At 66.8% G+C, this 25014-nt stretch carries 22 protein-coding genes and 1 pseudogene; 14 read left to right on the top strand and 9 right to left on the bottom strand.

All coding sequences use genetic code 11. The features are described from left to right. Nucleotides 1-137: 137 nt before the first annotated feature. From AC1MB9_RS05215 to AC1MB9_RS05200, 4 genes and pseudogenes are all read left to right on the top strand, one after another. Entirely contained in the window at nucleotides 138-1457 is a 1320-nt protein-coding gene (locus AC1MB9_RS05215) for a DUF2254 domain-containing protein (protein ID WP_479963976.1), read from the top strand. 159 nt (nucleotides 1458-1616) lie between these two features. Then, nucleotides 1617-2540, top strand: coding sequence for an ABC transporter ATP-binding protein (locus tag AC1MB9_RS05210; protein ID WP_479963975.1), 924 nt, complete (start codon nucleotides 1617-1619; stop codon nucleotides 2538-2540). Next, nucleotides 2537-4129, top strand: coding sequence for an ABC transporter permease (locus AC1MB9_RS05205; protein ID WP_479963974.1), 1593 nt, complete (start codon nucleotides 2537-2539; stop codon nucleotides 4127-4129). Before AC1MB9_RS05210 ends, AC1MB9_RS05205 begins: the two co-directional genes overlap by 4 nt. A 177-nt stretch (nucleotides 4130-4306) precedes the next feature. Beyond that, a pseudogene (locus AC1MB9_RS05200) lies at nucleotides 4307-4474 on the top strand (DNA alkylation repair protein); the annotation flags it as partial. Between the two features lie 64 nt (nucleotides 4475-4538). Here AC1MB9_RS05200 and AC1MB9_RS05195 read toward each other — a convergent pair. Then, nucleotides 4539-5633: an FUSC family protein gene (locus tag AC1MB9_RS05195; RefSeq protein WP_479963973.1), complete on the bottom strand. Its 1095-nt coding sequence runs from the start codon at nucleotides 5631-5633 to the stop codon at nucleotides 4539-4541. Nucleotides 5634-5875: 242 nt separating this feature from the next. On the opposite strand from AC1MB9_RS05195, the gene AC1MB9_RS05190 reads away from it, so the two are divergent. Further along, on the top strand, nucleotides 5876-7279 hold the full coding sequence (locus tag AC1MB9_RS05190; protein WP_479963972.1) for a phosphatase PAP2 family protein: 1404 nt from the start codon (nucleotides 5876-5878) through the stop codon (nucleotides 7277-7279). Here AC1MB9_RS05190 and AC1MB9_RS05185 read toward each other — a convergent pair. The 3 genes from AC1MB9_RS05185 to AC1MB9_RS05175 form a co-directional block, all read right to left on the bottom strand. Beyond that, the gene (locus AC1MB9_RS05185) at nucleotides 7276-8094 is read right to left on the bottom strand and encodes a DUF1206 domain-containing protein (protein WP_479963971.1); all 819 of its coding nucleotides are present in this window, start codon (nucleotides 8092-8094) and stop codon (nucleotides 7276-7278) included. The two genes, AC1MB9_RS05190 and AC1MB9_RS05185, sit on opposite strands and share 4 nt — an antisense overlap. Nucleotides 8095-8179: 85 nt before the next feature. Next, nucleotides 8180-8860: a FadR/GntR family transcriptional regulator gene (locus tag AC1MB9_RS05180; protein ID WP_479964582.1), complete on the bottom strand. Its 681-nt coding sequence runs from the start codon at nucleotides 8858-8860 to the stop codon at nucleotides 8180-8182. Between the two features lie 62 nt (nucleotides 8861-8922). Then, the gene (locus tag AC1MB9_RS05175) at nucleotides 8923-9642 is read right to left on the bottom strand and encodes an SDR family oxidoreductase (RefSeq protein ID WP_479963970.1); all 720 of its coding nucleotides are present in this window, start codon (nucleotides 9640-9642) and stop codon (nucleotides 8923-8925) included. A 92-nt stretch (nucleotides 9643-9734) separates the two neighbouring features. On the opposite strand from AC1MB9_RS05175, the gene AC1MB9_RS05170 reads away from it, so the two are divergent. From AC1MB9_RS05170 to AC1MB9_RS05150, 5 genes are all read left to right on the top strand, one after another. Then, entirely contained in the window at nucleotides 9735-10511 is a 777-nt protein-coding gene (locus tag AC1MB9_RS05170) for an SDR family NAD(P)-dependent oxidoreductase (protein WP_479963969.1), read from the top strand. 211 nt (nucleotides 10512-10722) lie between these two features. Then, nucleotides 10723-11790 (top strand): NAD(P)-dependent alcohol dehydrogenase, encoded by a 1068-nt coding sequence (locus tag AC1MB9_RS05165; protein ID WP_479963968.1) that lies wholly within the window; start codon nucleotides 10723-10725, stop codon nucleotides 11788-11790. A gap of 200 nt (nucleotides 11791-11990) precedes the next feature. Beyond that, complete coding sequence (locus tag AC1MB9_RS05160; protein WP_479963967.1) at nucleotides 11991-12584, top strand: sulfite oxidase-like oxidoreductase; 594 nt, start codon at nucleotides 11991-11993, stop codon at nucleotides 12582-12584. Continuing rightward, the gene (locus AC1MB9_RS05155; protein ID WP_479963966.1) at nucleotides 12581-13297 is read left to right on the top strand and encodes a ferredoxin reductase; all 717 of its coding nucleotides are present in this window, start codon (nucleotides 12581-12583) and stop codon (nucleotides 13295-13297) included. Before AC1MB9_RS05160 ends, AC1MB9_RS05155 begins: the two co-directional genes overlap by 4 nt. Next, nucleotides 13297-13551 carry a DUF6510 family protein gene (locus tag AC1MB9_RS05150; protein ID WP_479963965.1) on the top strand — a complete coding sequence of 85 codons (255 nt, stop codon included), beginning with the start codon at nucleotides 13297-13299 and terminating at the stop codon, nucleotides 13549-13551. Before AC1MB9_RS05155 ends, AC1MB9_RS05150 begins: the two co-directional genes overlap by 1 nt. A gap of 155 nt (nucleotides 13552-13706) precedes the next feature. On the opposite strand, the gene AC1MB9_RS05145 is transcribed toward AC1MB9_RS05150, so the two are convergent. Beyond that, nucleotides 13707-14177 carry a methyltransferase family protein gene (locus AC1MB9_RS05145; protein WP_479963964.1) on the bottom strand — a complete coding sequence of 157 codons (471 nt, stop codon included), beginning with the start codon at nucleotides 14175-14177 and terminating at the stop codon, nucleotides 13707-13709. A gap of 165 nt (nucleotides 14178-14342) precedes the next feature. Between AC1MB9_RS05145 and AC1MB9_RS05140 the strand changes: the two genes are divergently transcribed. Continuing rightward, entirely contained in the window at nucleotides 14343-15203 is an 861-nt protein-coding gene (locus tag AC1MB9_RS05140; RefSeq protein WP_479963963.1) for a 3-methyladenine DNA glycosylase, read from the top strand. 121 nt (nucleotides 15204-15324) lie between these two features. On the opposite strand, the gene AC1MB9_RS05135 is transcribed toward AC1MB9_RS05140, so the two are convergent. Next, on the bottom strand, nucleotides 15325-16311 hold the full coding sequence (locus tag AC1MB9_RS05135; protein WP_479963962.1) for a pirin family protein: 987 nt from the start codon (nucleotides 16309-16311) through the stop codon (nucleotides 15325-15327). Between the two features lie 240 nt (nucleotides 16312-16551). Then, nucleotides 16552-17802, bottom strand: coding sequence for a PucR family transcriptional regulator (locus AC1MB9_RS05130; protein WP_479963961.1), 1251 nt, complete (start codon nucleotides 17800-17802; stop codon nucleotides 16552-16554). A 168-nt stretch (nucleotides 17803-17970) separates the two neighbouring features. Between AC1MB9_RS05130 and AC1MB9_RS05125 the strand changes: the two genes are divergently transcribed. The 3 genes from AC1MB9_RS05125 to AC1MB9_RS05115 are packed head-to-tail and all read left to right on the top strand — an operon-like array spanning nucleotide 17971 to nucleotide 22993. Further along, nucleotides 17971-19722, top strand: coding sequence for an aldehyde dehydrogenase family protein (locus tag AC1MB9_RS05125; protein WP_479963960.1), 1752 nt, complete (start codon nucleotides 17971-17973; stop codon nucleotides 19720-19722). A gap of 59 nt (nucleotides 19723-19781) precedes the next feature. Then, nucleotides 19782-21368, top strand: coding sequence for an AMP-binding protein (locus AC1MB9_RS05120; protein ID WP_479963959.1), 1587 nt, complete (start codon nucleotides 19782-19784; stop codon nucleotides 21366-21368). After that, nucleotides 21365-22993, top strand: a complete 1629-nt coding sequence (locus AC1MB9_RS05115; protein WP_479963958.1) for a GMC family oxidoreductase — start codon at nucleotides 21365-21367, stop codon at nucleotides 22991-22993. The genes AC1MB9_RS05120 and AC1MB9_RS05115 overlap by 4 nt, the downstream gene beginning before the upstream one ends. Before the next feature lie 278 nt (nucleotides 22994-23271). Here the strand turns inward: AC1MB9_RS05115 and AC1MB9_RS05110 are convergent, their stop codons facing one another. Together AC1MB9_RS05110 and AC1MB9_RS05105 are read right to left on the bottom strand one after the other, a co-directional pair. Further along, nucleotides 23272-24138 carry a helix-turn-helix transcriptional regulator gene (locus tag AC1MB9_RS05110; protein ID WP_479963957.1) on the bottom strand — a complete coding sequence of 289 codons (867 nt, stop codon included), beginning with the start codon at nucleotides 24136-24138 and terminating at the stop codon, nucleotides 23272-23274. Nucleotides 24139-24232: 94 nt separating this feature from the next. Next, on the bottom strand, nucleotides 24233-24988 hold the full coding sequence (locus AC1MB9_RS05105) for an SDR family NAD(P)-dependent oxidoreductase (RefSeq protein ID WP_479963956.1): 756 nt from the start codon (nucleotides 24986-24988) through the stop codon (nucleotides 24233-24235). Between the last annotated feature and the right edge of the window lie 26 nt (nucleotides 24989-25014).

Here is a 25014-nt window from a genome sequence, read left to right as displayed (position 1 = left end):
CTTGCGCGGCGATTTGGCGCCGTGGTTCAATGGCCCTCGAGGCCGGCTGGTTCGTCGCGCGAGCGGGCCGAGCGGGCCGAACGTCTCGGAAGGCACTTTTCAGACGTACGTCACTGCAGCTTTCTGGAGGCAACCGCATGATTCGGACCATCCTGCTTCGCGCCCGGGAGTCGTTCTGGTTTCTCCCGGCGGTATTCGGAATCGGGGCGATCCTTCTGGCCCTGGGTCTGGTCTTCCTGGACCGCACGGTTGCGAGCGACGCTGTCACCGGCACCTTCTTTCTCGATGTGCTCAGTGCGAGCGGGAGTCGCGCGATTCTCTCCATCATCGGAACGTCGATGCTCACCGTGGCGGGCACCACCTTCTCGATCACCATTTCCGTGCTCGCGACGACGTCCTCCACCTACGGGCCGCGGCTGGTACGAAACTTCATGGCCGACCGCGCCAACCAGTTCGTGCTCGCCGTCTTCACCTCCACCTTTCTGTACGCGCTCGTCGTGTTGCAGTCCGTGCACACGCAGGTCGACGACAACGACAGTTTCGTGCCGATCATGGCCGTCTTTTTTGCCGTGCTGCTCGCGGTGCTCGACGTGGCCGTGCTGGTGTTTTTCATCCACCACATTGCGGACTCGGTGCAGATCACCACGCTGCAACGCCAGGTGAAAAGCGATCTCAGCGCCACGATCGACCTGCTCTACCCGGATGATCCGGGCGGTGTGGTTCCGCCGGTCGGTGTCACCTCGTCTGGGCTATCACAGCCGATCGCGGCCGTCACCGGCGGGTATGTGCAACGCGTCGACCTGCAGAAACTCGCGCGGATTGGATCGTCCCGCCGATGCGTTTTCACCGTGGCGGCCACGCCGGGCACGCACGTTGTTCCGGGTGAGGCTTTGCTGGAGGTGGTCCTGTCGGATCCGGGTGCCTCCGCGACAGACCTGCAGCGCGACGTACGGTCCTCCTTCACCCTCGGTTCCGCCCGTACGCCGCACCAGGATATTCAGTTCGCGCTGCAGCAGCTGGTGGAAATCGCGGTGCGCGGCCTCGCCTCGGGCGCGAATGATCCGTACACGGCGGTGAGCGCCCTCGACCTCGCCGGCGAAAGCCTCATCCCGCTGTTTCGACGCCCCGTTCCCCCGTCGCACCTGGCGGACGGCGACGGCATCACCCGGGTGGTCTGCGTCTGGCCGACCGCGGAGGAACTGGCCGGTGCCGTGTTCACCGGCATCCGGATCTACGGCCTCGAGCACCCGATCGTGATTCAGGCCGCCCTGCGTCTGGCCGATCGGCTCGCTACGGCGTCGTCCACCGGGTCACGGCGCGGCCGGGTGGTCAGCGAAACCGGCAGGCTCCTCACGGCATTCGAAGCAACGGCTCCCGACCCGGACACGCTGGAGCGCGTGCGTGCGGCCTCCGCGGCTGTGCTGCAACCGGCACCCGACGACGAGAACCGGCCCTAGCCGGCAATCGGGCTGCACGGACCTACCGGCGAGGTACCCGGCACCCCCATACCCAGTGCGTCAGCGGTGGGTTTCGGTGAGGTAGCGCTGATTAGACGGGGGCGGAGAAGAAACGCACCAGATACAGTGACGGCAGGTAGCACGACCGAAGGGATGCCCATGAGCACGAGCGCCGTGATCGAGGTGGAGGGACTCACCAAGTCCTATGGGAAGTTCCAGGCGCTCAAGGGACTTGATCTGCATGTGGAGCGGGGGCAGGTGCACGGCTTTCTCGGGCCGAACGGCGCCGGCAAGTCGACGACGATCCGGGTGCTACTCGGCCTGCTGAAGGCCAATAGCGGCAGGGTGCGCCTGCTCGGCGGGGATCCGTGGCACGACGTCGTGAACCTGCACCGCCGACTCGCCTATGTTCCCGGTGAAGTGTCGCTGTGGCCGGGCATGACAGGTGGCGAGGCGATCGATCTGCTCGGTTCGCTGCGCGGGGGCCTGAACGAGAAACGGCGTGCCGAGTTGATCGACCGGTTCGAGCTGGATCCCACCAAACGCGGTCGCCAGTATTCCAAGGGCAACCGGCAGAAAGTCGCGATCGTCGCCGCGCTGGCCTCGGACGTGGAACTCCTCATCATGGACGAACCGACGAGCGGCCTGGACCCGCTGATGGAGAAGATCTTCCAGAAAACCGTCGGCGAGGCGCAGCGGCGCGGCGCAACCGTCCTGCTCAGCAGTCACATCCTCGCCGAAGTGGAAATCCTCGCCGACCGGTTGAGCATCATCCGCGACGGACGAATCGTGGAGAACGGCAGCCTGGCCGAACTCCGCGGCCACACCCGCACCTCCGTGCACGCGACGCTGGAACACCCGCCGGCGGTCGAACAGCTGACGTCGCTCGGTGACGTGCACCTCGACGGCCACCGCCTGACCGCATCGATCGACTCCCCGCGGATCGGCGAGGCCATGACGGCTCTCGCGCCCTACGGTTTGAGCGCACTCACCGTCGAGCCGCCGTCGCTGGAAAGCCTCTTCCTGCGCCTCTATGAAACGACCGACACCGAAACGGATGCCCCCGCCGGGGCCGGGCGATGAGTGCCGCCCTCGTGGGAACCGCGCCGTTGCTGCGCACGACCATTCACCATGACGGGCGTTCCTTCGCGCCGTGGATCATGATCGTGACGGCACTGGCGACATCGTCGGTGCTCGTGTACCCGTGGATCTTCCCCACCCAGCAGGACCGAGCCGGACTGGCGGCCGCGGTCGGCGCGAACCCCGCGCTGGGACTCATCTTCGGTCCCGCCTACGATCTGAGCAGCGCCGACGGCTTCACCGCCTGGCGCAGCCTTGCACTGGGCGGTTTCCTCGTCGCGCTGGGTGCCATCTTCCTGGTCACCCGGACCACTCGCGGTCAGGAGGATTCCGGTCAGGCCGAGTTGCTCGCATCCGGTGTGCTCGGACGTTCCAGCCGCCTCCTCGCCGGAGTCGGCCTCGCCATGATCGGCTCCCTGCTGCTCGGCACCGTCGCCGGTCTCGCCACGGTCCTCTGCGGCGGCGCCTGGGAATCGTCACTGCTGCTCGGCGGCACGTTCGCGGCCACCGGATGGATGTTCGCGGCTATCGCCGCCGTCACGGCGCAGCTCGGCTCCGACACTCGCACCGCCAACTCGCTCGCGGTCGGCACCCTCGGCGTGCTGTTCCTGCTGCGCGGCTTTCTGTTGTCGATCACCGCACCGGAGTGGACGGTGTGGGCCAACCCGCTGGGGTGGATGACCGAGACACGCCCCGCGACCCAGGACAACTGGTGGCCGCTGCTGCTCGCCGTCGGTTTCACCCTCGTGCTCCTCACGATCGCCTTCGTGCTGCAGGCTCGTCGTGACTTCGGGCAGGGCGCGATCGCGCCGCGGCAAGGTCCCGCCCGCGGCCGGGTGCGCTCTCCCCTGCGGCTCGCCCTGCGCATCAACGCCGGCCCGATGCTCACCTGGACGATCGCGTTCCTTGCCCTGGGCGTCATGTTCGGTTACTTCACCACCTCGATCACCGACCTCCTCGGCGCGGACAGCGCCGTCACCCAGCTTCTCGCCTCGGGCGGCGCGAGCTCCGACGCGCTGGTGTCGGTGTTCCTCGTCACCGTGCTCAGTCTCGTCGGCATCATCGCGGCGGTCCCGGGCGTGCAAGCCGTGCTCAAGGTGCGGGCCGAGGAGATGGATGACCGGGTCGAGTTGATCATCGCGGCGGGAACCCGTCGCTCCCGCTACTACGGCAGCAACATTCTGCTCGCCTTCGCCGCCCCGACCCTGTACGTTCTCCTCGCGGGCGCCATCGTTGCCGCGCTCGCCTCAAGCGCCGACATCGGCGTGGACTACTCCAGCGCGTTCCTGCAGGCCGTCGCCACCGTCCCCGCCGTCTGGACCGTCATCGCCCTGTCGGTGGCCGTCGTCGGCGCCCGTCCCCGGGTGACGCTGGTCGCCTGGTTCGGTGTGCTCGCCTCGTTCGTGCTCACCCTTCTCGGACCCACGTTCAAGCTTCCCGACTGGGCGCTGGGGATCAGCCCGTTCTGGCACATCCCGATCGTGTCGTCCGTCGAGGCGGACCCGAGCGGCCTGGTGTGGATCACCGGCGTCACCCTCGCCCTGGTCGCGATCGGCTTCGCCGGGTTCCGTCGCCGCGACCTCGCCCGCTGAGGCGGCCAGACCCGGACGGTCATGACCCACGCCGGTGTCCCCGCCGACTCCCCCGGTGCACTCGGCTGGAACAGGGTGCTCGAGAAGCTCGCCGCCTCTGCGTCGGCCCATTCCTAGTCGCTTCTTGCCGGTGCGTCGCAGGCTTAATGCAGAATGTACGACGGACAGGGCGCTGGGATGCCAAAGGCGACGGCGACCGGTACGACGGCGCACGAGGTGAATGCCAGACACGGTGACGACCACGGGGTGACCCTCGGCAAGCTGCGCGCCCTCGCCAAGCGGCTGAAAACCCAGCAGGATTTGGCCGTCGAGCTGTGGGGCACCGCGGCTACCTCGGCCCGGCTGCCTGGAGGTACTCACGGACTACCCGACGCCCCGAACTGCACCTCGCCGTTTGCACCGATATGGATCACAGAGATGGTTCGACGGCAGAACTCGACGTAGGCAGTTCCGGTTGCGTCGGCCCCGCCGGTTGCTGGCGCAGGACGCGGAGGATCCGGTGCAGGCTCAGCACGATGGCAGCGGCCGCATCCGGGGCATCGGCCAGGTCGTCTCCCCGAGCCGTGCCGGATTGCGCGATGAGGCGATCCACCACCGCCGCCGCGTCATGCCGTCGCTGTCGCTCGTCGGTATCGTCGTCGTCGAGTGGCTGCAGCAGCTCCCCGACGGCCGCCATGGCCTCTCCCAGGGGCGCACTCAACGCCTCGGCTATGGCGTAGGGGGCTTCCTCATTCCAGATCACGTCGGAGAGCACCTCAGTGATGTCCCGGACGTGAAACGTGACGCGTTCCAGGTTCTCAACGGTGCGGTAGTCGGCGTTCAGATCGCGGGGGTACCGACGACGACGCGGATTGGCGCGACGACTGTCGTCGGCCTTCTGCACGGCGACTCTCACGGCACGAGCCGCGTCCGAGAGCGTCTCCGTGCGACCAGACCAGTCTTCGTGGTGCGGCGGCCACTGCTCCTGCAGGGCGCTGCCCATGTCTTTGAGCTGCTGGGAGAGAACGAGCCGGAGGCGGTTGAGGCTGTCGGTGGCGGCGTCGAAGTTCAGTGGCGGGAACACGAGTACGTTGACGGCAAGTCCGACCGCTACTCCCACGGCGATCTGCACGAGATAGCCGAACGACATGTTCTCGGCGTTCTTCCCGCCGACCAACAGAACGAAGAGGGCGACGGAGGGAATCCAGTCGGTTCCCGACCCGAGCCGGGGTATCCCGGCGAGAAGCACCCCGATTCCCACCAGGACTCCGACGGTGAGGGGCGTGGGATTGCCGAAGGCAATCAGCAAAAAGGCGAGCCCGATTCCGAGCGCCAGTCCCACCAGCGTGTGCATGCCCTGCCGGAGGGTGCCTGCGACGGTCGGATACATGCTGACCAGGGCGCCCAATGGTGCGTAGTAGGCATATTGGGCGGCCACCCCCGGCATGAGGGGCGCGATCAGAAATGACAGGCCGGCCGCGAGGGCGGCCTTGAACGCGAAGTGGGTTCGCCGCGACCTGAGCACCGTTGAAACCCCACGACGAAGCGATGACCCGACAGGAGCAGCGATTCCATGGTCGGAGCTGTGAAGCCGACCCGACGGTGTTCGGCGGTTGCTCCCGAGATGCCTGAGTGTCGCGCGGGCGTCAGCCATGCTCCTGGCCATGTGTGATCCTTCGTTGCCGGTGGGTCTGCCGAATCATCCTAGTCACAGATCGAGCCGCATCAGGCATGTTTCTCTCGCACGGCACCCTCTAGCATTGCCTGATGAACGCGCTGCGGAACCCCGACGTTGCTGCCCGGCCGCACGCGAGGCGCGTGACACGATGGTGGCCGCTGGTGAGCGGTCTCAGCGCCGTGGCCCTGGTCGTCGTCTTGGGCGCGCTTATCGTCGCGCGGGACCAGGGCATGCCGCTGTCGATCGACGCCGAGTGGATGACCGAGTTGAACGAGAATCGGGCGCCCATCTGGCAGTTCCTGGCCCTCGTGATGGATTCGCTGGGCGGTGGGCTGGTCGCCATCGTCGTGTTTCCCGTGGTGATCGGGGTCGCCCTGCTGCTGGTGAAGCGCCCGTGGGCCGCTGGATATTACCTCGTAGCCACAGTGCTGACCGGCGCCGCCGTGCAAGTGCTCAAGAATCTGTTCGGTCGCGCCCGCCCGGAGAATGTCATGACGAACCTGGATTTCGGTTCATTCCCGTCCGGGCACGTGGCGAATGCTGCGACCATGGCCGTGGTCCTGGGAATTCTGGTGCCGCGGGTGTGGGTGTGGGCTGCCGGTGCGCTGTACACGGTCGTCATGATGATGAGCCGCACCTACCTGGGCGCGCACTGGCTCACCGACACCATTGGCGCCTTGCTCCTCGGAATCGGAGTCGCGGCCATCGTGTGGGCGCCGCTCGCGGCGAAGCTCAATGGTGAGCACGAGCTGGCCAGGAACCGACCTCGCGGCGCGTTCGTATCCTCGGCGCTGAGGCTGACCGTCGAAACTCGGGTGCTGGAGCCGACGCTGCGCCGACGGCTCTACCGGGGCGCCGTCGCCGTGGCTGGGGTGGGCCTCGTCTGCTTCACGGTCATTCTGCTGTCGGTGCTCAACGGGGATGGCCTGACGGTGATGGATGAGCCGGTTCGCGCCTGGTTGGCGACGTGGCGCTCCGCCTCCCTGACGGCGGTGATGATCGGGTTGGCCGTTGTTTTCGGGCCTGTTGCGCTACCGATCATCCTGCTCGTCGTGACGGTCGTCTGGGGCCTCGTCCGCCGGCACGCCTGGCGGCCCCTCCTTCTCGCCGGCGCCATGTTGACCGGCGTCGTGCTGGCGCAAATCATCGGGCACTCCGTTGACCGCCAACGCCCACCAATGGAGCTCATGCTTTTCGGCCCCGACCCCTCGTTCTCGTTCCCCTCGGGCCATGTTCTCGGCGCGGCAGACTTCGTTTTGCTCACGGTCTATCTCGTCGTCTCACGTCGAGAGGGCATCCGTGCGCCGCTCGTCGGGTTCTCCCTCGCGGCCGTGTGCATCGTCGCTGCGGCGATCAGCCGCGTCTATCTCGGGTACCACTGGGCGACGGATGCGCTGGCTTCGGTTTCGTTGTCCCTGGTCATTCTCGGCGGTGTCATCGCCGTCGACACCTGGCGCACCGTGCGGGTTCCCGACGAGGCGACCCGCGTCTAGGAGAGTCGGGCGCGCCAGGCCCGAGCGAAGCAGTACGCTCCGTAGGCGATGAGTCCGATCGCGATCGCGCCCAGGATGACCCCGCCGTACGGGAGCGCGGTCAGGCTCTTGAGCGCCCCGTCGAGCCCGGTCGACTTGCTCGGGTCCAGGGTGAACGCGGCCACCAGAATGAGTACCGCCACCACACCCAACGCGATGCCTTTCGCAACGTATCCCACAACGCCCAAGCCGATGATGGCTTTCCCCGCCGCGCCGCTCGGCACCGAGATGTCGGCGGTGAATTTCTGGAACAGTCCCTTCCACACGAAGTAGGCGCCGATGGCGAGTACGACAAGGCCGACCGCCACAAGGACAAAAACACCGCCCGGGGTCGCCATCAGCCCGGCACTCGTGTCACGTGTGCTGCCCGACGAGCTCGTGGAGCCACCGAACGCGAACGTCGCGGCCGTCCCCGCGAGACCAAGGTAGGCGACCGCCTTGCCGAGTTCAGCCGCCCGGTGCGACCATTTTCGTTTGGGATCCCCACCCTTCATCAGGAAGGCCCCCAGGATCAGCCACAACGCGAGCGCGGCCATGCCCACCACCACGGTCCAGAGCACGAATACGCCTCCGGGGCTTTGGGAGAGCTGCCCTAACGCGCCGGACTGATCAGCTGTACCGCCGCCGCCGCCGCCGCCGACCGCAATGGCGATCGCGAGCGCGGCAATCACGATGTGCAGCAGACCGTTAACGGCGAAACCCAGTCGGGCCAGCGCCTGCAGAGCGTCGCTTCTCTTCGCCTTGCCGGCAACACCGGCCGCTGAATGACTGATCACGGAATCAGCATAGGCCCACCACGTCGCCTCCGTGGCGTGATTCTGCTCCACTCGGTGCGACTCCCCGAGCGGATTCACGCTCCGCCTAGCCCGGGAGCCCGGTGCGGTCGATGATCTCCCGCATCCATGCCGCCGCCCGGACGGAATCGCCCGCCGCGATGGCCTGGGCGACCGCGACATGCAGGTCGACGTCGCGGCCATCCGGCTGGAGATTGACCCGCTCGGTCAGGGCGCGATAGCGCAGGGCCTCGTCCACCACCGCGTGCAGGCGCGTGAACATGGAGTTGCCGGACAGATCCAGCGCCAGGGAATGAAAGTCGCGATCGGCCTTCAGAAATACTTCAGGATCGTCGTGTTGCGCTGCCCCCGCCAGGGCAGCCGCGGCCAGTGTCAGCGGCGCCAGGTCTGGCCGAGGTATCGCGCCGAGTTCGACCCGGCGTGCGGCCGTCGCCGCGGCCTCCGGTTCGACGGCCTGCCGTAGCCCCCGCAGCTCCTCGAGCTGGTCAAGCCGGTCGGGACCGTCGAGGCGCCAGCGAATGACCAACGGGTCAAGAACGTCCCACTCCTGTCTCGGCAGGATCCGCAGGCCGACCCGGCGCCCGGCGTGGAGCATGCCGAGATTGACGAGAACCCTCGTGGCCTCGCGGACGATGCTTCGTGAGGCGCCGGTTCGGGACACCAGCCCGTCGACCGTGCTGACGGCGCCCGAGGCGAGGTCGCCCCGGATGATAGCGCTCCCGACGTCGTGAAGCACCCAGTCGAACATCGGCGTCACACTCGCACCCGTCGATCTCCCCGCGCCCCGGGAGCGATCGTGATCGACGGTGCTCACCGCTGTGAATTCGGCGAGATGACCAGCTCGTCGATACGAACGTGCGCGGGGGCGTCGATGACGAACTGCACGCTGCGCGCAATGTCATCCGCTGTCAACATCACGGCCCGCGCGGCCTTATCGGGCACGGAGGGGCGCTGGGCCAGAAAATCTGTCGCGACGTCGCCGGGGCACAGGTGGCACGCGCGAACCCCGAAGGGCGCCTCCTGCTGATTGAGCGACTTCGTTATGGCCCCCAGTGCGGTCTTGCTCGCCGAATACGCCACACCCGCACCCGGCTGGAATGCCCATCCGGCGTAGGAAGAGATCACGACGACGACGGCCCCGGTCTCCCGGAGGTCGGGGAGCGTGGCGTCGATGACCGTCGCAACGGACGTGAGGTTGGTCTCAATGATGTCCCGGAAGACATCCACGTCCTGGTTGTCCCAGCGCCGGGCCGGCGTGTTTCGGCCCGCCGCGAGGACGAGCCCGTCGATCCGTCCGAACTCCGCCACGATCGTGTCGCGCGCGGCGGCGACCGCGCGCCGGTCGTGCACGTCCAGCGGGAGCGCTCGCGCGGTGCCGCCCGATGCGACGATCTCCGCGACGGTGTCGGCCAGCACGTCCGAACGCCGCCCGGACACGACCACGGTCCAGCCCGCTGCTGCCGCCGACCTGGCCGTTGCCTGCCCCATGCCGCTACCGCCGCCGGTAATCCAGAGCACTCGATTCGTCATGATATGACCTCTCCTCGAACATTTCCCGGTCGCCCCGAGCCTGATCAATAGTATGCTTATTGACAATAGTATGTTTTTTGATTGGAGTGAAAATGCATCTTGACCTCACCAACCGCGTCGTTCTCGTGACCGGAGCCGCCCGCGGGATCGGCCGGATCATCGCCGAGCGCTTTGCGCAGGATGGCGCCCGCGTCGTGGCGCTCGACCTCGCCTTCGAAGCGTCGACCGCCTCCGGCAGCGTCACCACCGACGCCCCCATTGACCAGGTGGTCTGCAACGTCACAGACCCCGCATCGGTCGCCGCGGCGGTCGCCGCCGTGGTCGAGAGGTACGGCTCCATCGACGTGCTGGTGAACAACGCGGGAATCAACGTTGACGGTCTGGTCGAGGATCTCACGTGGGATCGCTGGCGGTCCTGCTTCGACGTCAACGTCGGCGGGATTTTCCTCATGAGCCAGGCGGTCGCCGAGGTGATGAAGGCCGCGGGCCGAGGCCGAATCATCAACGCGGCGTCGTTCGCGGCGATCGTACCGAGCGTCGGCAGTGCGGCCTACGCGGCGTCGAAGGCCGCCGTCGTACAATTCACTCGCGTGCTCGCGTCGGAACTGGGGCCGTGGAACATCACCGTGAACGCTTACGCTCCCGGCATGGTGCCGACCGCGATGAATGGCTTCGCCGAAATGCCGCAGGAGGCACAGGACCGGCTGCTCGACACGCTGTCGATCCGACGGTGGGAGACCGCCGACGACGTTGCGAACCTGCTGATGTTCCTCGCGAGCGACGCGTCGTCGTACATCACGGGCACGCTCATCGACGTCAGCGGCGGCAAGCTGGCCACGCAGATCCCGAGCCGCGCGCACGGACGTTGACGGGAACACAGCGCGAGCAGCCGTCACCTGTCCACCCGACGCCCGGCGGACTTCATGGGGCGTCGGCCGCCGAGGGTGGGTCAATCAGTGCCCCTCTCCTGCGCTCCGACCGGGGAGAGCACGGCGTAGCGTCGAAGAAGCGGTTTTCGACGCCGACACGTGCCACCGGCACGGGCGCCCCGCTCTCCCCTACCTTGTATTGGACAGTCTCATGACCCTCACCGTTCCCGCCCTCGCCGCGCCCGCAGCCAACGAGCCCCTGGTCCGCACCACCATCGACATCCGCACCCCCGGCGCCCACGACGTGGCGATCGACATCAAATTCGCCGGCATCTGCCACTCCGACATTCACCAGGCCCGCGACGAATGGGGCGTCGGGCTGTTCCCGATGGTTCCCGGCCACGAGATCGCGGGCATCGTCTCCGCCGTCGGCAGCGAGGTCACCGGCTACCGCGTGGGCGACCGTGTCGGCGTCGGCTGCTTCGTGGACTCCTGCCGTGAGTGCGCCAATTGCTTCGCCGGCGAGGAACAGTACTGCCTCAAGGGCGAGGTCGGAACCTACAACGCCCGCAACTACGACGGCACCCCGACCTACGGCGGGTACAGCACCGCCGTCGTCGTGGACGAGAACTTCGTACTCGGCATTCCCGACGGCATCGAGCTCTCCGAGGCCGCTCCCCTGCTGTGCGCCGGCATCACCCTGTACTCCCCGCTCAAGAATTGGAAGGCCGGCCCCGGCAAGAAGGTCGCCATCCTGGGCATGGGCGGCCTCGGACACATGGGCGTGAAAATCGCCCACGCGCTCGGCGCCGAGGTCACCGTGCTCAGCCAGACGCTCAGCAAGCAGGAGGACGGCCTGCGTTTCGGTGCCGACCACTACTACGCCACGAACGACCCGACCACGTTCACCGAGCTTGAGAACGAGTTCGACCTCATCGTGAACACCGTGGCCGCGAACCTTGACCTGGAGCGCTACCTCGGCCTGCTGGCACTCGACGGCACCCTCGTGCACGTGGGCATCCCCACCGAGCCCGACCAGGTGAAGATGTTCTGGCTCGCCTCGCAGCGCCGGTCCATTGCCGGGTCGAAGATCGGCGGCATCTGTCAGACCCAGGAGATGCTCGATTTCTGCGCCGCCCACGGCATCGGCGCCGACGTGGAAATCGTCTCCGTCGACCAGGTGAACGAGGCGTACGAGCGCGTCATCCGCAGCGATGTGCGCTACCGCTTCGTGATCGACACGGCCACCTTCGGTGCGGAAACTCCCACCACCGTCTAACTCGCGAGTCCCCGACGACTTGCCCGGGCGGCGTGGTCCCTGCGCAAAACCGGTGTTGTGCGCGCCACGCCGCCCGGGCGGGCCGATTGCCCCGGCGAGTCTCTTTTCAACCGGTTTTGGAGCGGGGGTCACGTCGAACGCAGGGCACCTTGCGCGCCACACCACGGTGAGTAGGGTGTTGGCATCGAAGGGAGCAACGGATGTCCGTCATCTCGCGGGGGTTCTTGGGGCGCAGGCGGGACACGGACCCGACCCTCCCGCCGGGGCAGTACCTTACACAGGACTTCCCGGTGCTCTCCGCCGGCCCGACGCCGGTCGTCGAGACCGCCGAGTGGGAATTCTCCATCCGCACCGAATCCGGCGAAGTACACCGATGGGACTGGCAGCAGCTGCATGCCTTGCCGCTGGACGACGTGACCGTGGACATCCACTGCGTGACACGCTGGTCGAAACTCGGAACAACGTGGCGCGGAGTGTCCCTCGACACCCTGTTCGCGAATGTCGATACCGACCACGAATTCGTGATGGCGCACTCGTACGGCGGGTACACGACGAACCTTCCGCTGGATGACCTGCTGGGCGGGCAAGCGTGGATCGCGACGAGTTTCGAGGGGGACGACCTCGCCCCGGAGCATGGGGGCCCGGCGCGGCTGCTCGTGCCGCACCTGTACTTCTGGAAGAGCGCCAAGTGGATTCGCGGGCTCGTGATGCAGGGCGATGACGAGCCGGGGTTCTGGGAGCAGAACGGGTACCACCTGTACGGCGACCCCTGGCTCGAGCAGCGCTATTGGTGACCGGCGGCTGGAACGTGGGAACCGTTGTCGAGGTGCGAGCGGAGGCGAGATCCGGGCGCACCATCGTGCTGCACGTGCCCGGTTGGGGAGGCAACATCGCCGGGCAGCATCTTGATGTTCGGCTGACCGCGCCGGACGGGTATCAGGCGGTGCGCTCGTACTCGCTCGCCTCGGCGGAAACCGGGGACCGGCTCGAACTCGCCGTCGACCGCTTTCCGGAGGGCGAGGTGTCCCCGTATCTGGTGGACGAGTTGCGCATCGGCGACGAGCTCGAGGTGCGCGGCCCGCTGGGCGGATGGTTTGTGTGGCGGCCGGATCAAACGGAGCCGGTGCAGCTGATCGCCGGGGGCTCGGGCATCGTGCCCCTCATGGCCATGATCCGCTCGCACCGGGCGGCCCGCAGCACGGCGGAATTCCGTCTGCTGTATTCGCTGCGCAGCGAGGAGGATGCCTTCTTCCGCGAGGAACTCACTCGACCCTCGCCGGGGCTCGCCGTCACCTGGCTCTTCACCCGGCGCACACCGCCCGGCTGGCCGCGACCGGCCTCCCGCATCACGGCCGCCGACCTGGAGGACGGAACGATCCCGGTCAGCCACTCCCCCAGCGTGTTCGTCTGCGGGCCCACCGGGTTCGTGGAGGCGGTGGCCACCGAACTCGTCGCGCTCGGCCACGACCCACACCGCGTCAAGACCGAGCGGTTCGGGGGCGCCTGATGCGCGGACACGTCGATGGCAACGCGCTGGCCGGCATCCTGTCAGAGCTTCAGCTGGAGGTGACGGCGCGCGGGCGGTGCGCCGGCTGCGGGGATGTCTCGGTGTTGGCGCGGGCGATGGTCTACGGCGATGAGTCCGCACACGTTGTGCGCTGCGCCGAGTGCTCCGGGGTGTTGTTCGTCGTGGTCGCGGAGCCGGCCGGGATGCGCCTGCAGATGCGCGGGATGGCGTGGCTGGACACCGCGCCCGAGTAGCCCGCACGCCGTCGCGCCGCCCCAATCACCCGCGGCGGCCGTGCAAAACCGGTGTTTTTCGCGCCACGCCGCCATCCCCGCCCGATCAGCACGGCGTGTCGTCATTCAACCGGTTTTGGCGACCCGACAGTGTGGGATTGGGTGCACCTCGGTGGTTACCGTCGGGGGCGCAGCCGTCCGATGCCCGGCAGAAAACGGCCGACGCCCGCGCCGTATGCGGCGTAGTCCGGATGCGCGGCCAGCAGCATCCGTTCTTCCCACCGTGTCTTCGTTGACAGCAACACAGCGAGCGCCGCCCACCCCACCACGTGCCCAACGGATGCGCCGACCAGCACGAGCGCGAACCCTCCCGTCATCAACCCCGTGTAGATCGGGCTGCGCACGAAGCCGTAGACACCCGATGTGACCAGTGGTGCGTTCTCGCGAGGAATCGGACTCGCGGTCAGCGCCGGCCCGAGACCGAGCACCCCAAGCACGGCGAGCGCCGCGCCGAGAAGACCGAGCACGATGGCGGCCATGATCCCACCGGCGTTCACGGGCCACAGCGCCCCGCGCGGGAGAAACACCAACACCGCCAGCAGCACGAATTGCGCCACCACCAGGCCGAGCGCGAAACCACGTTTCATGACTCGAGGCTACGCCCTCGACGCTGCGGGCCGGAGGTGTCGCCGCGCTCGTCCGTGGCTCGCCGGTATCACCGGCGTGGGATGCCTCCGGCCACACAACCCGGTGCCTGTGCGCGCCACGGCAGGCGTCTCGGGCCCCGGAAGCCCGAAGAGTAGTCTTCAGGGGTGGAATTGACCGGCCAGAACGTGCTCGACGCCGCCGAGTGGACCGTGCTCGAGCGGGCGCATCAGGAGCGGGCGGATGCGCTGACGCTGGAGCGGAGGCAGCGCGCCGGTACCGGGCGGTCGCATCCGGTGGATGATTTTCTGTTCACGTATTATCCGTTCCGACCCGGGTTGCTCCGACGCTGGCACCCGGGTTCCGGGGTGGTGCTGCAGGGCGCGGCGGGGATGGACCGCGCGTCGTGGAAGTGGTACCTCACCGCGGGGTCGGACGTGACCGTCGACGAGGCGGGATTCGTGGCCGCGAAAGGGCGGAGCATCCGCTTCATCGTGTCGCTGCTGTCGAAGACCGCGCTGCGTCCGGCGAACTTCGGATGCTTCGGGCTGCACGAATGGGCGATGGTGTACCGCCAGGACGAGCACCGGCACGTGGCGCCACTGCGGCTCGGGCAGGGCGATACCGACGACGTTGTGGAAGCCAACCACATCACATGCAGCCACTTCGACGCGTTTCGATTCTTCACGCCCCAGGCGCTGCCCTTGAACGAGTTGCAGCCCACGCGGGAGAGTCAGCCGGCCCTCGAGCAGCCGGGCTGCCTGCACGCCGGAATGGATGTCTACAAGTGGGTCATCAAACTCGGCCCGCTCATTCCGGGCGACGTGCTGCTCGACGCTTTCGAATTGGCGCGTGATATTCGACGGCTGGACATGCAGGCGTCACCATATGATCTGGGTGACTGGGGCTACGCGCCGGTCGCGGTGGAGACACCCGCCGGCAAGGCCGAATACGTGCGGCGGCAGAAGGTGTTCAGCCTGCGGAGCACAGCCCTGCGCGAACGCGTCGTGGCACTGTTCACGCCCTAAACCCGCACGGTCTCCTCCCGCAAAACCGCTGTTCTTCGCGCCACGCCGTCCGCACTGCCCGATGACCCCGGCGCGTCGCGTTTTCCCCGGTTTTAGAGCCGCCCGCCGACGGCCGACCGGGCTACTGTCGGGGCCGCAGGCGCACCGTCGGCAGCGTGGGTGCGGGGATGGGTGCCGGTTCCCCGGGCGGAAAGGTGCCGAACCGTGGCGGGATGCCGGGATCTCCGGGGTTCTCCACGCCGATCTCGGCCTGCCACTGCCGGCGGTATTCCACGATCTCCTCGTGGCTTCGGCCCACGAAGTTCCACCACATCAGAATCTTCTCGCCCAGCGGCTCCCCGCCGATGAGCAGAATGCGCACGGGTTCGGAGCCCGCGACGAGGGTGAGGGCGGTACCGCCCGGGGGCAGGTAGGCCAGGTGGGCCGGTGACACGAGGGTGCCGTCGACGTGCACCGTACCTGTGTCCACCAGCACGCCGTGCTCGAATGTTGCATCGATGTCGAGCGTCAGCCGCGCCCCGGGCTGGAGCACGAGCTCCGCTCCGAGCAGCGGGGTGTGCGTGGCGACCGGCGATGTGCTCCCGGCGAGCGTGCCGAGGAAGACCCGCACGGTCGATCCGTCGCCGTGAATCGGGTCGGGACGGTAATGCTCGAAGGTGGGCTCCATGCGGCGGGCCCCCTCCGGCAACGCCACCCAGAGCTGGGCGCCGTGCAGCACGTCGGTGTCGGGGGTGGAGAATTCGGAATGACTGATCCCCCGGCCGGCCGTCATCAGGTTCAACTCGCCGGGCCGAACGACGGCGTGAAAGCCCGCCGAGTCACGGTGCTCGATGCGTCCGGTGAAGAGCCAGCTGACCGTCTGCAGGCCGGTGTGCGGATGCCGCGGCACCCGCATGCCGCCGATCTCGCTGACCCGATCGGGCCCGTAATGATCGAGAAAGCACCACGCTCCGATCAGCGAGCGTTCGCGTTGGGGAAGGGTGCGTCGCACCTGCATCGACCGCAGTCCGCCGAGCGGAACGTCGCGCGGCGTCAGAATTTCGAGGCCGACCCGGGCGGGTTCTGCCTCGCACACCACCGCGAGGGGACGGGTTTCTGGGTTGCTCACGCGCCCAGCTTAATGGGCTCTGCGCAATCAGGGGTGTCTGTGGGGGCGGAAGCCGCCGGCGTCAAGGAGCGAGCGGGCAATGTAATGCGCCAGACTTCCGAGGATGTCGGCGGCGCGTCGTTGGAGGGTCCGGCCGCGACGACGTCGATGTGGTCTTCCACTACTTCAGGCGATCCGCCAGCCACTGCCGGAACACCTGCTTCGACCGACCCTCGACCATATCGATCAGCCGTGACGGCCTCAAGCGCTCCGGGGAGCGGCCCGCAGGGGCGCCCGCACGGGGGGCGCCCACAAACCGGCCAGTCGCACCGCTCGAAGTGCGGTGAAAAGTTCGGCCGCCTGCACGGGTTTGGCTACGGAACGCCCGGTCATCTGGGTTATCCGCCCCAGTCGGTGAAGCACCGTATTTCGGTGGCAATGAAGTTGCCTGCCACACTCGGCTGTCGAACCGTCGGTGGCGAACCAGCATTCGAGCGTGTCCAGCAGCACGCGGGCATCATCTGGATCAAGGTCAGCCAGCCCGCCGAGAACGCCGTCGCGGAGTTCGGCAGCGTAGGCGGGTTGGGACACGAGCATGGTGTCGATCGGGGCCGCGCCGTAGAGATGCACTCCTACCGCGGCGGGTGCGATACAACGCATGGCCAAAAGCGCTTGTCGCACTGCGGCAGGCGCGCGCTCGAGGGCTTCGAGCGGCAGGCTCGACCCGATTCGTGAACTGACGGTTCCGGCCAGTGCGTGCGCGGCGGCGGAAGGGTGCGCACCCGCCCCGCTTCCGAGCAGGCCCAGATACTCACCTTTCCACGGGGCCCAGGCGGAGCTGACCCCCACCCCCCGCAGCCGGTCGGTTATGGCGGGAATCGGGTCATCATCTGAGTGCCGCATCTCAACGGCAAGAACGACGAAGTTTGCCTGGTCGGGAAGGCCAAGAGCACGAACCGCTCGACCGGCATCGCCAGAGAACTCGCCTTCCAGAATCGCGAGCAGCATGACGTTTTTGCTCTGCTGGTCTTTGCGTTCCCGTTCGTCGACGACCTCTCGGTACGTCTCCGCGGCGGCGTTCGAGTACCGGTCGATAATGCCCCATACCCCGGATGACGCGGTGAGCAGCGCGGTTGCGTGTTCGGGCGTCGTCGCCTTCGCCATCAACGCGTCCCACAGGCGCAGACCTGCAAGCCGGTATGCGTGCAGGAGGCTCGCCATGGGGATGCCGTGCTCCGCTTTCACACGGCCGGCATGGCGGGGGGCGGCGAGCGAGTCATTGATGCCGAGCAGGCACTGCAGGATCGCCTCGAGGTTGTCATGCACGATACCTTCGAGCACACCCGCGCCGAGCACGCTCTCGGCGTAGTCGTGCTCACCGTTGATGATCTGGGCAACGACGCTGTCCGACAACTCGCCGACCGAGTCGATCATGCCGGAGAAGAGCTCGCGAGCGCCCTCCACCATGACATCCGGGGTCGGCATACTCTGCGGCGCTTCATTGCGTTCCATTCGTTCAGTGTAATCCGGTGACTCCGCCGTTTGGTTGTGCGCCGGCACAACGCACAGGGCCGAAATCGCGGCGGCAGCCCATGGCTATCACCAGCGGTGGAGTCGAGACTGGCCTGACACCGCGACCCGGAATTAGAGTCGCCGTCAGGTAACAATCAAGGGAGATTGATGACCAGCACCGATCCGATGTCGAGGACACAGGACATTCCGGCCCTCGACCAGCAGCAGCGCGATCAACTCGACGCCGCCATCATCGAGCTGGCCTCGGGTGCCAAGCGTTGGGCCGGCACCCCACTTTCCGAACGAGCCGGATTGCTGGGGGCTGTGCACGCAGCCATGAAGGAGGCCGCCCAGGAATGGGCGGAGACCGCCGCTGAGATCAAGGGACTGGACCCGTCATCCCAGCTCGTCGGGGAAGAGTGGATCGCCGGCCCGTATGCCGGCCTTTCAGGCGCCGGTACCCTCGCTCAGTCCATCGCCGCCCTCGCTGCGGGGACGAGTCCCCTTGCCGGCAGCCGGTTCGGAACGGCGCCCGGCGGTCGCGTCACCATCCCGGTACTTCCGACCAAAGTGCACGAATGGTTGCTGCTGCACGGATTCAGCGCTGAGATCTGGATAGCTCCTGGTCGCTCTCCCGAGGAGGTCCGGGCCAGCGCCGGCCTCGGCGAGCTCACGCCGACAACGTCGGGCGGAGTGGGACTCGTGCTGGGCGCGGGCAACATCACGTCGATTCCGCCGCTCGACGTGCTGTACGAGATCGTCGCGAACAACCGGTCGGCGCTGCTCAAGCTCAACCCGGTCATGGCTGGAATGAAATCAGTTTTCGACAAGGCTCTCGCGCCCCTGATCAACTTCGGAGTGCTCCGTATCGTGCAGGGCGCCGGCGACGTCGGTGCGTACCTCACGCAGCACGATGGCATCGCTCACGTGCACATCACCGGGAGTGCGGCGACTCACGATGCCATCGTCTGGGGAACGGGCGAGGATGCCGCGAGCCGCAAAGCAACAGGCACTCCGTTACTAGCCAAGCCGATCACCAGCGAACTCGGCGGAGTATCGCCCATCATTATCGTTCCGAGCGCATGGACGACGCATGACCTGCGCTATCAGGCCGAGCACGTCGTTACTCAGCGCCTGCACAACGGCGGATACAACTGCATTGCCGGCCAAGTGGTTGTCGTCAGCAGCAACTGGCCCCAGAAGAAGGCGTTCCTCGCCGAACTCCGACGGGCACTGGCGGCAGCCCCTCAACGCCCAGCCTGGTACCCCGGTAGCGATGGGCGAATGAAAGCCGCCTCGGCCGCCTATCCGACCGCCGAGCGGATGGGTCAAGACGGCTGCCGCCTGCTGATCGATGTCACAGCCGAAGACGACGCATCGAATGTGATCACCACGGAATATTTCTCCCCGGTGCTGGGTGTTGTCGAAGTGCCGGGCACGGGGCAGGCCTTCCTCGACGCTGCCGTCACGCTCGCCAATGACGAGTTCGTCGGCACCCTCGGGGCCAATCTCATTGTCGAGCCGAAGGTCATCCGGCAGCTCGGAACCGGGTTCCTCGACTCGATTGCACGCCTGCGCTACGGCACGATCGCCATCAATGCGTGGACCGGCCTCGGATTTCTCACCGCAACCGCATCGTGGGGTGCCTTCCCCGGTGCCACCATCGACAACGTGCAGAGCGGCATCGGAACCGTGCACAACGCCCTGCTCATCGATCGGCCCGAGCGCACGATCGTTCGCGGCCCGTTCCGGCCGTTTCCGCGATCGTTCGCGCACGGAGAATTCACTCTGTTCCCGAAGCCGCCGTGGTTCGTGCAGGCGCGTTCCGCCGCGACGACCGGACGTCGTCTCGCCGGTTTCGCGGCCAAGCCGTCATGGCTGAAGATGCCCGCAATCTTCCTGGCGGCATTCCGGGCCTGACCGTCCGGTCATCCCGCACGCTCCCCACCGCTCATCCCCCAGCCAGAAGGCGAGCCGTCGTGTTCACCAGTCCCTTTCCCGACGTCGACATCCCACATCTCAGCGTCTTTGACTACCTCTTCGGTTCACTCGACGTCGCATCCGCCGACCGCATTGCCCTCACCGACGGTGCGACCGGTGAGACCACCACGTACGGCGAGCTGGTGCGCCAGATCGAAGCAGTTGCCGGGGCACTCGCCGCTCGTGGCATTGGTGTGGGTAGCGTCGTGGCGTTGCACTCCCCGAACCGACCCGCTTTCGCCGTGGCGTTCCACGGCATTCTGCGAGCGGGTGCCACGGCGACGACGGTCAACGCGCTGTCGACGGCCGGTGAGATGGCAACGCAGCTGACCGACTCGAAAGCGGTAGCCATCATCGCAGCGGATGCGCTGTTCACCGTCTCTGCGGGAGCCGGCGACCTCGCCGGTGTGGCAGCGAACAACATCATCAGCCTCGGGGAGGTCAGCGGGAGCACGAGTCTCGCCGACCTGATCGGGGAGGCGCATCCCGCGCCCGACGTACGTTTCGATCCGGCAGCGCACCTGGCCGTGCTGCCGTACAGTTCGGGCACGACGGGCACGGCCAAAGGCGTCATGCTCACCCACCGCAATCTCGTGGCCAATGTTGCCCAGTCGGCATCAATCATCGGCGTGCGCGCCGATGATCGCGTTCTGGCTGTGCTGCCGTTCTTCCACATCTACGGCATGACCGTGTTGCTCAACATCTCTCTGGCACAACGGACCACCCTGGTGACCATGGCACGATTCGATCTGGCCGATTTCCTCTCTCTCATCCAGTCCGAGCGCATCACCTACGTCTTCATCGCTCCTCCCATCGCGGTGGCGCTGGCGAAGCATCCGCTGGTTGGCGAATTTGACCTGTCGAGCCTGCGCACGGTGTTCTCGGGGGCGGCGCCCCTCGACGGCATCGTCGGCGGCGCTGTTGCCGAGCGGCTGAACTGCGAGGTTCTCCAGGGCTATGGAATGACCGAGATGAGCCCGGTGTCGCATGCCTCACCCCGAGGTCGAACCGATATTCCCCTGAACTCGGTCGGTCTCACGGTGCCCAACGTTCAGTGCCGCATCGTTGACCCGCTCACCGGAGACGACATCGAGATCCCGGCCGTGGGCGTGAGTGAGCCCGGCGAATTGCTCTGCCGCGGCCCCAACATCATGGTGGGCTACCTCGGAAACGATGAAGCGACCCGGGCGACTATCGACGCCGACGGTTTTCTGCACACCGGCGATATCGCGACGGTGAGCGCCGAGGGGTACGTGACTGTCGTCGACCGGCTGAAAGAGCTCATCAAATACAAGGGATATCAGGTCGCGCCAGCGGAGCTTGAGTCGTTGTTGCTGGGGCATCCCCAGATCGCCGACGCCGCGGTCATCGGTGTGATCGACGCGGATGGTGAAGAGGTACCGAAAGCATTCCTGAGACTGCAGCCGGAGGCAACGGTCACCGGGGAGGACATCATGATGTGGGTCGCCGATCGGGTAGCCCCGCACAAGAAGGTTCGACAGGTGGAAATGATCGACTTCATCCCGAAGTCGGCGTCAGGCAAGATCCTGCGCAAGGATCTGCGGTTAAAAGGAGCGCTCGTATGAGTACCAACACGGAAGAATTCGACTACATCGTCGTCGGTGCCGGATCGGCCGGAGCAGCTGTCGCAGCTCGACTCACCGAAGACGCGAGCATCTCCGTTCTGCTGCTCGAGGCCGGTGGTGTCGACGATAAGCAGGAAATCGTCATCCCGGCGGCTTTCCCAAAACTGTTCAAGTCCGACTCCGATTGGAACTACCAAACCGAGCCGCAGGCCGAGCTGACAGGGCGGTCGATCTACTGGCCACGTGGCAAGGTGCTCGGCGGCTCTTCCTCCCTGAACGCCATGATGTGGGTACGCGGATTCGCTACCGACTATGACAACTGGGCGAGGCTGGCCGGGGATGGCTGGTCGTACGAGGCGCTCCTGCCGTATTTCCGCAGGGCAGAGGCAGTGGAGGGCAACAGCGATCCCGACCAGGGCACGGACGGTGCGAATTCGATCTCGCACCAACGCAGTCCTCGATCGCATACCGCAACCTTTCTTGAGGCTGCCGCCGAGGTCGGGATGCCACTCGTCGCGCCGAACTCGGCAAACCCGGAGGGGGTGAGCCAGACGATGGTGAGCCAGCGTGGCGGCATGCGCCACAACACGTCGGCCGCCTACCTTGCGCCGGCAGCCGAGCGCTCCAACCTTGTCGTTCGCACCGGGGCACACGCCACTCGCGTATTGTTCGAGGGGACCCGCGCTGTCGGTGTCGAATACCTCAGCGAGGACATCCCGACCTCGGTCTTCGCCCGCCGCGAGATCGTGCTGAGCGGCGGAGCGGTGAACACACCGCAGTTGCTTATGCTGTCGGGCATCGGCGATGCGACGCACCTCCGCTCCCTCGGAATCACCGTGGTCGTCGATGCTCCAGCGGTCGGCTCGAACATGCGCGACCACCTGTTTGCGGCGCTCGCAGTCGAGACCGACGATGACACGCTCTTCGGTGCCGAGACCGAGGAGCAGCTCAACGACTTCGTCTCGCACCAGCGCGGCATGCTCACCTCCAACGTTGCGGAGGCGTACGGTTTCGTCAAGACCGACCCGTCCCTCGACTTCCCCGATATCGAGGTGCTCTTCGCCGCCGTGCCGTACATCGGTGAGGGCCTCGTGGCCGCTCCGCGGCACGGCGTCAGTGTCGGCGCTATTCTGCTGCAGCCCAAGAGCCTCGGAACCGTGCGACTCGCCTCCGCCGATCCGCTCGCGAAACCCCTGATCGATCCGAATTACCTGAATGATCCGAACGGAGAAGATCGTGACACACTGCTCGCGGGCCTCGGCGTGTGCGAGCGTATTCTTGCCGCCGCGGCGTTCGCGCCAACGCGGGGTGACGGCACGTTCATCCAACCCGCCGGGTCGCATGCGCAGACGTTGGCCGAGCGTGATGCACTGGTAGTCGATGAGTTCTCGCAGACCCTCTACCACCCGACGAGCACCGCTCGCATGGGATCGGATGCTGGATCGGTGGTCGACCCGGAGCTGCGCGTGCGCGGCGTGCAGGGACTTCGCATCGCCGACGCGTCGATCATGCCGGAGATCATCCGCGGGCACACGAATGCCCCATCCATCATCATCGGCGAGAAGGCGGCTGATCTTCTGCGCGCATCAGTGCCGACCAGAGTGGAAGCGGCTTCGGTTCATTGAGGTGAGTCCGGTGGCGAGGATCGCGCGGCAGCGCGCAGGATGCGCGGAAGCTGCGCCGGCTCGTGCCAAGTCGCGGCCGCTCGATCGAAGCACCATGATCATCCGTGTCTGCCTCATGGGCAGTGTTGGCGCTCCCACCACGGGAAGGCTTCGACCTCTTTCAGCCCGACGACGTGCCCGTTACGCCCACCTCAACCACACCCTCAGTTGCGGAGAGCCGCTGAATGGTCGACGGCGGAGTGGGAAAGCCCGTGCGCATCCGGCTCTCGGCGTCGACGTCAGCGTTCGACGGCGGCGGTCTCATCGGCGCGCCAGGAGGCCAGGATACGCAGGGCATCACTCGAAGCAGACCCCGGCTGGGTGCTGTACACGAGGAGCTTCTGGTCGGGGTCACCCGGAACCGGGAAGGTCTCGTAGTTGATGTCGATCCGGCCGACGACCGGGTGGTCGAAGCGTTTGAGGCCGAAGGTGCACTCCCATACCCGGTGCTGGCTCCACCAGGAGCGAAAGGCGTCGCTCTTCACCGTCAATTCGCCGATCAGCTCGTTGAGCGCGCGGTCGTTCGGGTGTGAGCGCGCGTCGCGGCGCAGCAGGGCGGCCACGTCGCAGGCGACCACGTCCCAGTCCACGTACAGCGTGCGAGCGGCGGGGTCGAGGAAGGTCCACCGGGCCAGGCTGCGTTCGAGACCCGCGGCTCGGGTGAAGTCGGGCATCAGCTGCTTGGCGAGGTCGTTCATGGCCAAAACGTCCATGCCCACACCGAGCACGAACGCAGGTTGGGCGGTGAGAGATTGCATGATGGTGTGCACCGATGGCCGCACCGTGGTCGTGCGGCGCCGCTGCTGGGTGCGACCGCCGGTCGACGCCGACAGCAACGAGAACAGGTAGCTGCGCTCGGCCTCGTTCAGCCGCAAGGTCGCGGCGAGCGCGTTGACGACGGCATCAGATGCCTGCGTCACCCGGCCCTGCTCCATACGGGCGTAGTAGTCCACGCTCACACCGGCCAGCCCGGCGACCTCGTCACGGCGCAGGCCGGGCACGCGGCGGGTCGCCGCGCTCGGGTTCACCGGCAGCCCGATCTCCTCGGGCGTGAGGCGGGCCCGAGCCGAGCGCAGAAAATCGGCGAGGGTGCCTGTGTGATCCATTCTTCTAGTATCGCCCGAGCATCATGGACGCCGGGTGGGTGTGCATAGATCGGCTTCAGAACGTGCTCACCCCAAGGTCGAATTTCAATCCCCGCTAGATCGCCGGCCGCAGCCGCAGGCCCTGCATCCCACCGTCCACGGCGAGGGCCGTCCCGGTCGTCGAACCCGCAGACGGAGATACCAGGTACGCGATGGCGGCGGCGATTTCCTCGGGCTTCACGAGCCGACCGTGGGGTTGACGCGATTCAAGGGCGGCCCGTTCCGCGGCGGGATCCGGCGCGGCCGCCAAGAGTCGCTCCACCCACGGTGTGTCCGCGGTGCCGGGGTTGACGCAGTTGACCCGGATGCCCTCGTGCAGGTGGTCGGCGGCCATGCTCAGGGTCAGGGCCACAACCGCGCCCTTGGACGCCGAGTACAGTGCGCGGTTCTGCAGGCCGGCCGTTGCTGCCACCGAGGCCGTGTTGACAATCGCCGGAACCGGTGATGCGCGAAGATGCGGCAGGGCCGCCCGGCTCACCCGAACAATACCCAAAACGTTGATGTCGAAGACCCGGTGCCATTCCTCATCAGAATTGTCAGCGACAGTTCCCTGCGCGCCGATCCCCGCGTTGTTGACGACAATGTCGAGGCGACCGAATCGTGCGATCACGCGCTCGATTGCTCGGCGAACCGACTCGTCATCTGACACATCGACTTGCGCTGCGAAGTGTGAATCATCCGACGAGGGCGGCTTCAGGTCGAGGACCGCGACGTGGGCTCCCATCGACGCCAGTCGATCCGCGGCGGCCGCTCCGATTCCCGAAGCTCCGCCCGTCACGATCGCGACCAAACCACTCAGTTCCAAATTCATCACTTTCTCCAGTCGACCAAAAGCAT

The organism is Cryobacterium sp. AP27 (genome assembly GCF_056680495.1).
This window is presented reverse-complemented; position numbering and strand designations above follow the sequence as displayed.

Excerpts from the sequence above, each read along its gene's own strand:
- AC1MB9_RS05215 (WP_479963976.1), top strand. The coding sequence starts at position 138 with ATGATTCGGACCATCCTGCTTCGCGCCCGGGAGTCGTTCTGGTTTCTC.
- AC1MB9_RS05210 (WP_479963975.1), top strand. The coding sequence starts at position 1,617 with ATGAGCACGAGCGCCGTGATCGAGGTGGAGGGACTCACCAAGTCCTAT.
- AC1MB9_RS05205 (WP_479963974.1), top strand. The coding sequence starts at position 2,537 with ATGAGTGCCGCCCTCGTGGGAACCGCGCCGTTGCTGCGCACGACCATT.
- AC1MB9_RS05190 (WP_479963972.1), top strand. The coding sequence starts at position 5,876 with ATGAACGCGCTGCGGAACCCCGACGTTGCTGCCCGGCCGCACGCGAGG.
- AC1MB9_RS05180 (WP_479964582.1), bottom strand. The coding sequence starts at position 8,860 with ATGTTCGACTGGGTGCTTCACGACGTCGGGAGCGCTATCATCCGGGGC.
- AC1MB9_RS05175 (WP_479963970.1), bottom strand. The coding sequence starts at position 9,642 with ATGACGAATCGAGTGCTCTGGATTACCGGCGGCGGTAGCGGCATGGGG.
- AC1MB9_RS05170 (WP_479963969.1), top strand. The coding sequence starts at position 9,735 with ATGCATCTTGACCTCACCAACCGCGTCGTTCTCGTGACCGGAGCCGCC.
- AC1MB9_RS05165 (WP_479963968.1), top strand. The coding sequence starts at position 10,723 with ATGACCCTCACCGTTCCCGCCCTCGCCGCGCCCGCAGCCAACGAGCCC.
- AC1MB9_RS05160 (WP_479963967.1), top strand. The coding sequence starts at position 11,991 with ATGTCCGTCATCTCGCGGGGGTTCTTGGGGCGCAGGCGGGACACGGAC.
- AC1MB9_RS05150 (WP_479963965.1), top strand. The coding sequence starts at position 13,297 with ATGCGCGGACACGTCGATGGCAACGCGCTGGCCGGCATCCTGTCAGAG.
- AC1MB9_RS05145 (WP_479963964.1), bottom strand. The coding sequence starts at position 14,177 with ATGAAACGTGGTTTCGCGCTCGGCCTGGTGGTGGCGCAATTCGTGCTG.
- AC1MB9_RS05130 (WP_479963961.1), bottom strand. The coding sequence starts at position 17,802 with ATGGAACGCAATGAAGCGCCGCAGAGTATGCCGACCCCGGATGTCATG.
- AC1MB9_RS05125 (WP_479963960.1), top strand. The coding sequence starts at position 17,971 with ATGACCAGCACCGATCCGATGTCGAGGACACAGGACATTCCGGCCCTC.
- AC1MB9_RS05115 (WP_479963958.1), top strand. The coding sequence starts at position 21,365 with ATGAGTACCAACACGGAAGAATTCGACTACATCGTCGTCGGTGCCGGA.
- AC1MB9_RS05110 (WP_479963957.1), bottom strand. The coding sequence starts at position 24,138 with ATGGATCACACAGGCACCCTCGCCGATTTTCTGCGCTCGGCTCGGGCC.
- AC1MB9_RS05105 (WP_479963956.1), bottom strand. The coding sequence starts at position 24,988 with ATGAATTTGGAACTGAGTGGTTTGGTCGCGATCGTGACGGGCGGAGCT.